This is a genomic window from Achromobacter sp. D7-1 (assembly GCF_059760445.1).
This window is the reverse complement of sequence record NZ_JCBAMT010000007.1, coordinates 120646-127018: the sequence shown is the minus strand read 5'-3', so window position 1 is coordinate 127018 and position 6373 is coordinate 120646. Positions and strand designations below refer to the sequence as shown.

The 6373-nt window shown below is 67.2% G+C and carries 4 protein-coding genes; 3 read left to right on the top strand and 1 reads right to left on the bottom strand.

The genetic code is table 11. From position 1 onward, the window contains the following. Window positions 1–75: 75 nt before the first annotated feature. Window positions 76–4125 (bottom strand): phosphoribosylformylglycinamidine synthase, encoded by a 4050-nt coding sequence (gene purL, locus AC6LKD_RS05320; protein WP_498115454.1) that lies wholly within the window; start codon window positions 4123–4125, stop codon window positions 76–78. A gap of 82 nt (window positions 4126–4207) precedes the next feature. On the opposite strand from purL, the gene AC6LKD_RS05315 reads away from it, so the two are divergent. The 3 genes from AC6LKD_RS05315 to AC6LKD_RS05305 are packed head-to-tail and all read left to right on the top strand — an operon-like array spanning window position 4208 to window position 6315. Next, entirely contained in the window at window positions 4208–4447 is a 240-nt protein-coding gene (locus AC6LKD_RS05315; protein WP_498115452.1) for a hypothetical protein, read from the top strand. A 33-nt stretch (window positions 4448–4480) separates the two neighbouring features. Next, window positions 4481–5020, top strand: a complete 540-nt coding sequence (locus AC6LKD_RS05310; protein WP_013394480.1) for a TRAP transporter small permease — start codon at window positions 4481–4483, stop codon at window positions 5018–5020. Next, window positions 5017–6315 (top strand): TRAP transporter large permease, encoded by a 1299-nt coding sequence (locus AC6LKD_RS05305; RefSeq protein ID WP_013394481.1) that lies wholly within the window; start codon window positions 5017–5019, stop codon window positions 6313–6315. Before AC6LKD_RS05310 ends, AC6LKD_RS05305 begins: the two co-directional genes overlap by 4 nt. Window positions 6316–6373: the final 58 nt, after the last annotated feature.

Genomic DNA, 6373 nt, shown 5'->3' with positions numbered 1-6373 from the left:
ATTCGGACCCAAGAGGTCCAAATGGCGGGGCGTGTCGCACGCGCCGGGAGACAAGTCCCGGCGGCGGCTACTGCCTTACTTCAGCCAGACGCGCGCGTTGCGGAAGATGCGCATCCAGGGGCTGAACGCGCCGCCCGCATCCGCCTTGCCCCACTTTTCAGGCGCCCACGACATCATGACGTTGCGCGTCACGCGTTCCGGGTGCGGCATCATGACCGTGAAGCGGCCGTCGGCGGTGGTGACGGACGTCAGGCCGGCGGGGCTGCCGTTCGGGTTGAACGGGTAGGCTTCGGTGGCCTGGCCGCGGTTGTCGATGTAGCGCGCGCCAGCCAGCACGCGGCTGGCGTCGCCCTGCTGCGAGAAGTCGGCATAGCCTTCGCCGTGGGCCACGGCGACCGGGATGCGGGCGCCTTCCATGCCGGCGAAGAAGATCGACGGCGACTTGGCCACTTCGACCATGGACAGGCGGGCTTCGTACTTTTCCGACTGGTTGCGCGTGAAGCGCGGCCAGAATTCTGCGCCCGGGATCATGGGCGCCAGCGCGGCCATCATCTGGCAGCCGTTGCACACGCCCAGCGCGAAGGTGTCGGGACGCGCGAAGTAGGCAGCGAACTGGTCCGACAGCTTGCTGTTGAAGCGGATGGTGCGCGCCCAGCCTTCGCCGGCGCCCAGCACGTCGCCGTAGCTGAAGCCGCCCACGGCCACCAGGCCCTGCACTTGCGCCAGGTCCACGCGGCCAGACAGCAGGTCGGTCATGTGCACGTCGATGGCTTCGAAGCCGGCCGTGTCGAAAGCCCAGCCCATTTCCACCTGGCTGTTGCAGCCCTGCTCGCGCAGGATCGCCACGCGCGGACGCTTGCCGGTGTTGATGAACGGCGCGGCCACGTCTTCCTGCGGATCGAAGTCCACGTTGGGGCTCATGCCCGGATCGGTGGTGTCGTTCCAGACGTCGAGCTCGGCCTGGGCGCAGGCCGGGTTGTCGCGGCGCGACATGATGCGGTAGGACACTTCGCTCCAGGCGCGGCCGAGTTCGGCGCGCGGCTGGCCCCAGACCTTCTTGCCGTCGCGGTAGAACTCGACTTCGTCGGCGCCGTTCAGACCGCCGATGACGTGCGAGTGGGCCGACAGGCCCGCGCCGCGCAGCACCTGCATGACGGCGTCGCGCTGGGCGGCGGGCACCTGGATGACGGCGCCGGCCTCTTCGGAGAACAGCGCCTTGAGCGTCAGTTCCTCGCGCTGCACCGCCACCTGTTCCGGGCGGATCTTGTAGTCGCCCCAATCCGCCGATTGCGGATCGAAGGTCAGCATGTCCAGATTGACCGAGATACCGGTGCGGCCGGCGAAGGCCATTTCGGTCAGGGTCGCGAACAGGCCGCCATCGGAACGGTCGTGGTAGGCCAGGATGGTGCCGGCTTCGGCCAGGGTGCGGATGGTGACGAAGAAGGCGCGCAGATCCTGCGGCGCATCGATGTCCGGCACGGTTTCGCCGACCTGGTTGTAGGTCTGCGCCAGGATCGAACCGCCCATGCGATGGCGGCCGCGGCCCAGGTCGATCAGAATCAGCACGCTGTCGCCGGCATCAGTGCGCAGCTGCGGGGTCAGGCTGGCGCGCACGTCGGCCACGGGCGCGAAGGCCGTGATGACCAGCGACACCGGCGCCACCACCTGGCGCTGCTCGCCGTCCTGTTCCCAGGACGTCTTCATGGACAGGGAGTCCTTGCCCACCGGAATCGACAGGCCGGTGGCCTGGCACAGTTCGCTGACGGCGGACACGGTGTCGTACAGCGCAGCGTCCTGGCCGGCCACGCCGCAGGCGGCCATCCAGTTGGCCGACAGCTTGATGTCTTCCAGGCGCGCCACGTCGGCGGCGGCCAGGTTGGTCAGCGCTTCGGCCACGGCCATGCGGCCGGAAGCCGGCGCGTCCAGCATGGCGATCGGGGTGCGCTCGCCCATGGACATGGCTTCGCCACGGAAGCCTTCGTAGTCAGCCAGGGTCACGGCGCAGTCAGCCACCGGCACCTGCCACGGGCCGACCATCTGGTCGCGGCTGGACAGCCCGCCCACGGTGCGGTCGCCGATGGTGATGAGGAAGGACTTGTTGGCCACCGTGGGGTGGCGCAGCACGCGGTAGGCAGCTTCGGTCAGGTCAATGCCGGCCAGGTCCAGCGGCGCGGACACGCCGGGCAGGCGCGTGACGTCGCGGGTCATGCGCGGCGGCTTGCCCAGGATGACGTCGATCGGCACGTCGACCGGACGCACTTCGGCTTCGCCCTGCGGACGGATGGTGTCCAGGCCCGGCAGGCCCTCGCCGTCCACCACGCGCAGTTGGCGCTCTTCGGTGGCCACGCCCACCACCGCGTAGGGGCAGCGTTCGCGGCGGGCGATGGCGTCAAAGCGTTCCAGGTCCTTGGGCAGGATCGACAGGACGTAGCGTTCCTGGGATTCGTTGCTCCAGATTTCGGCGGGCGACAGGCCCGATTCTTCGAGCGGCACGCGCTTCAGATCGAAGATGGCGCCGCGGCCGGCGTCGTTCACCAGTTCCGGGAAGGCGTTGGACAGGCCGCCCGCGCCCACGTCGTGGATCGCGATGATGGGGTTGTTCTCGGCCTGCTGCCAGCAGCGGTCGATGACTTCCTGGGCGCGGCGTTCGATTTCAGGGTTGCCGCGCTGGACGGAGTCGAAGTCCAGTTCGGCCGAGTTGCTGCCCATGCTGATGCTGGAGGCGGCGCCGCCGCCCATGCCGATGCGGAAGCCCGGGCCGCCCAGCTGGATCAGCAGCGCGCCCGGAGGAATCACGTCCTTGTGCGTCAGGCCGGCATCGATGCTGCCCAGGCCGCCCGCGATCATGATGGGCTTGTGATAGCCCCAGCGCGTGCCGCCGGCGGTCTGCTCGAACGAACGGAAATAGCCCAGCAGGTTGGGACGGCCGAATTCATTGTTGAACGCCGCGCCGCCGATCGGGCCGTCGATCATGATGGACAGCGGCGAGGCGATGCGCTCGGGCAGGCCGTGGTGGTCGGCTTCCCAGGGCTGCAAGGCGTCGTCGAAACGCAGGTGCGACACGGTGAAACCGGTCAGGCCGGCCTTGGGCTTGGAGCCGCGGCCAGTCGCGCCTTCGTCGCGGATCTCGCCGCCGTTGCCGGTCGAGGCACCGGGGAACGGCGCAATCGCGGTCGGGTGGTTGTGGGTTTCCACCTTCATCAGCGTGTGCACGGTGGTGTCGCGGCGGATGTACTTGGCGCCTTCGACACCCTCGCCCGTCACGCCCGGCACGCCGGCCTGGAAGCGCTGCGCGGGGCCGCCTTCCATGATGGCGGCGTTGTCCGAATAGGCGACCACGGTGCCTGCGGGCTGCGCCTTGTGGGTGGCGCGGATCATGCCGAACAGCGTGTTGGGCTGTTCCTGGCCGTCGATCACCCATTGGGCGTTGAAGATCTTGTGGCGGCAGTGTTCGCTGTTGGCCTGCGCGAACATCATCAATTCCACGTCGGTGGGATCGCGGCCCAGGTCGGAGAACGACTTGGCCAAGTATTCGATTTCGTCGTCCGACAGCGCCAGGCCCAGCGAGGTGTTCGCTTCGGCCAAGGCTTCGGCGCCGCGCGCCTGCACGCCGACCGTGCGCATGGGCTTGCCGGCCAGCGGCTGGAACAGCGCCTGGCCGTCGAAGCTGGCGTCCACCACGGTTTCGGTCATGCGGTCGTGCAGGCAGTCGGCCGCGCGCGCCAGCATGGCATCGTCGAAGGACTTGGTACCCAGCAGGCCGCGCTCGGGGGTGATCACGTAGCGCACACCGCGTTCGATGCGGTACACCGACGCCAGGCCACAGTTGTGGGCGATGTCGGTGGCCTTGCTGGCCCAGGGCGAAATGGTGCCCAGGCGCGGGATCACCAGCAGGGACAGGCTCTTGGCCGGCGCGTCGCCGGTGGCGGGGGTGCCGTAGTCCAGCAGTTGGGTCAGGTGTTGCTGCTGCTCGGCCGTCAAGGCCGCGTCGGTGCTGACGAAGTGCTCGTAGCGGGCGGATATGTCGGCCACCGGCAAGCCGGCTTCCTTCAATTGCGCCAGGAGGCGATCGCGACGGAAGGAGGACAGGACGGAGGAACCAGGCAGATGCTGAACTAGGGACACGATGCGGGCGCCGTATAAAGAGAGGAGAGCAAAAAGAGATTTTACCTGTTTAGGGGGTTTTCCCGGAGCCGTTGTTCGATCCATGCCGGACAGCTCCGTTTTGGCCATTGTTACAAAAGAATTCCAACCGCCGCACAGCGGGATGTTGCGTAGCAGCATTCGCGCCAAGAGCCCGCTGCTGCAAAACTTTCCCGATATCGGCGGCCTTCAAGGCACAAAATTTATGCTGCATCGCAACATGTTGCGGCTATCCCGCACCACGGGAAAACACGAACTTCCGGCCCCACGGCGCGACGGTAGGATGCAGCGACCCCATAAATGAATAGCGCCTACCCGGCGCTGGCCGTTGCCTCACATGTCCCGCCCCGAAGCCCCCGCCGAGCCTGTAGAACCGATCATTCCCGCCGAATCAGATCCCGCAGTCAAAGTGCCGCTGGCCATCGAGGACTGGCTGGCCGTGATCCTGCTGGCGACCCTGGCCATCATCACCTTCCTGAACGTGCTGGTGCGCTACTTCACCGACCAGTCCTTCGCCTGGACGGAAGAGATCTCGGTGTTCCTGCTGATCGTGCTGACCATGGCCGGCGGCAGCGTCGCCTTCGTGCGCAACCACCATATCCGCATCGAGATCCTGGCGGACTCCGGTTCGCCGCGCCGCCAACGCATCATGGCGCTGATCTCCAACGGCTGCGTGCTGGCTTTCTTCCTGCTGCTGACCGTGCTGTCGGTCAAGCTGGTGGCCGACGAATACATCTACGAAGAGACTTCGCCCGCCATCGGCGTGCCGACCTGGTGGTATTCGATCTGGCTGCCGGTGATGGCGGCGGCAATTTCGCTGCGCACCATCGGCACCCTGCGCCGCATCGCCAAAAGCCCCAGCCGGGAACAGCAATGATCGCGGCCATCCTCTTTACCGTCTTCATCGTCCTGATGCTGATCGGCGTGCCGGTCGGCGTGGCCCTGGGCCTGGGCGGGACCGTGGCCATCGTGCTGTCCAACCTGGACACGCCCTGGTATGGCCTGTTGACCGTGCCGCAGAACTTCTATGCCGGCCTGGCCAAGTACCCGCTGCTGGCCATTCCCATGTTCGTGCTGGTGGGCTCGATCTTCGACCGCTCCGGCGTGGCCAAGCGGCTGGTGGACTTCGCCATCGCCATCGTCGGGCGCGGCCCGGGCATGCTGCCGCTGGTGTCGATCGCGGTGGCCATGTTCCTGGGCGGCATTTCCGGCTCGGGTCCGGCCTGCGCGGCGGCTGTGGGCGCGGTGATGATCACGGCCATGTCGCGTGCGGGTTATCCGGGTTCGTTCTCGGCCGCGGTGGTGGCGGCAGGCGCCGCCACCGACATCCTGATCCCGCCGTCGGTGGCCTTCATCATCTACTCGGTGCTGGTGCCCGGCGCCTCGGTGCCGGCGCTGTTCGCCGCCGGCATGATCCCCGGCATCCTGGCCGGCATCGCCCTTATCGTTCCGGCGGTCTGGCTGTCGCGCAAGCACAAGATGGGCGCGCTGGAAGCCCACCTGCCCCGCCCGCCCTTCTGGGCCAGCCTGCGCGAAGCCTCATGGGGCCTGGCCGCGCCGGTGCTGATCCTGGGCGGCATGCGCATGGGCTGGTTCACGCCCACCGAAGCCGCCGTGGTCGCGGTGTTCTACGGCCTGTTCGTAGGCATGTTCATCCACCGCACCATCAAGCTGCGCGACCTGTACACCATCCTGCGCGAAGCCGCCGAACTGTCCGCCGTCATCATGCTGGTGGTGACGCTGGCCGGCATCTTCGCCTGGGCCCTGTCCACGCTGAGCGTGATCGATCCCATCACCCATGCCATCGTCAATTCCGGCCTGGGCGAATGGGGCGTGCTGGCGCTGCTGATCCTGCTGCTGATGACCGTGGGCATGTTCCTGGACGGCATCTCCATCTTCCTGATCTTCGTGCCGCTGCTCATGCCCATCGCCAACGCCTATGGCTGGGATCCGGTGTGGTTCGGCGTGATCCTGACCTTGAAGGTGGCGCTGGGCCAGTTCACCCCGCCGCTGGCCGTGAACCTGATGGTGTCCTGCCGCATCGCGCGCGTGCCGATGGAGTCCACGGTGCGCTGGGTGGTGTGGTTGCTGGGCGCGATGTTCCTGGTGCTGGTTGCGGTGCTGGTGTTCCCGCAGCTGGCGCTGTGGTTGCCGCACAAGCTGGGTTATTGAAAGGGCCGGACGGGGCGACCCCAAGGCCGGCGATACCGGTGTTCATTACAACAACAGA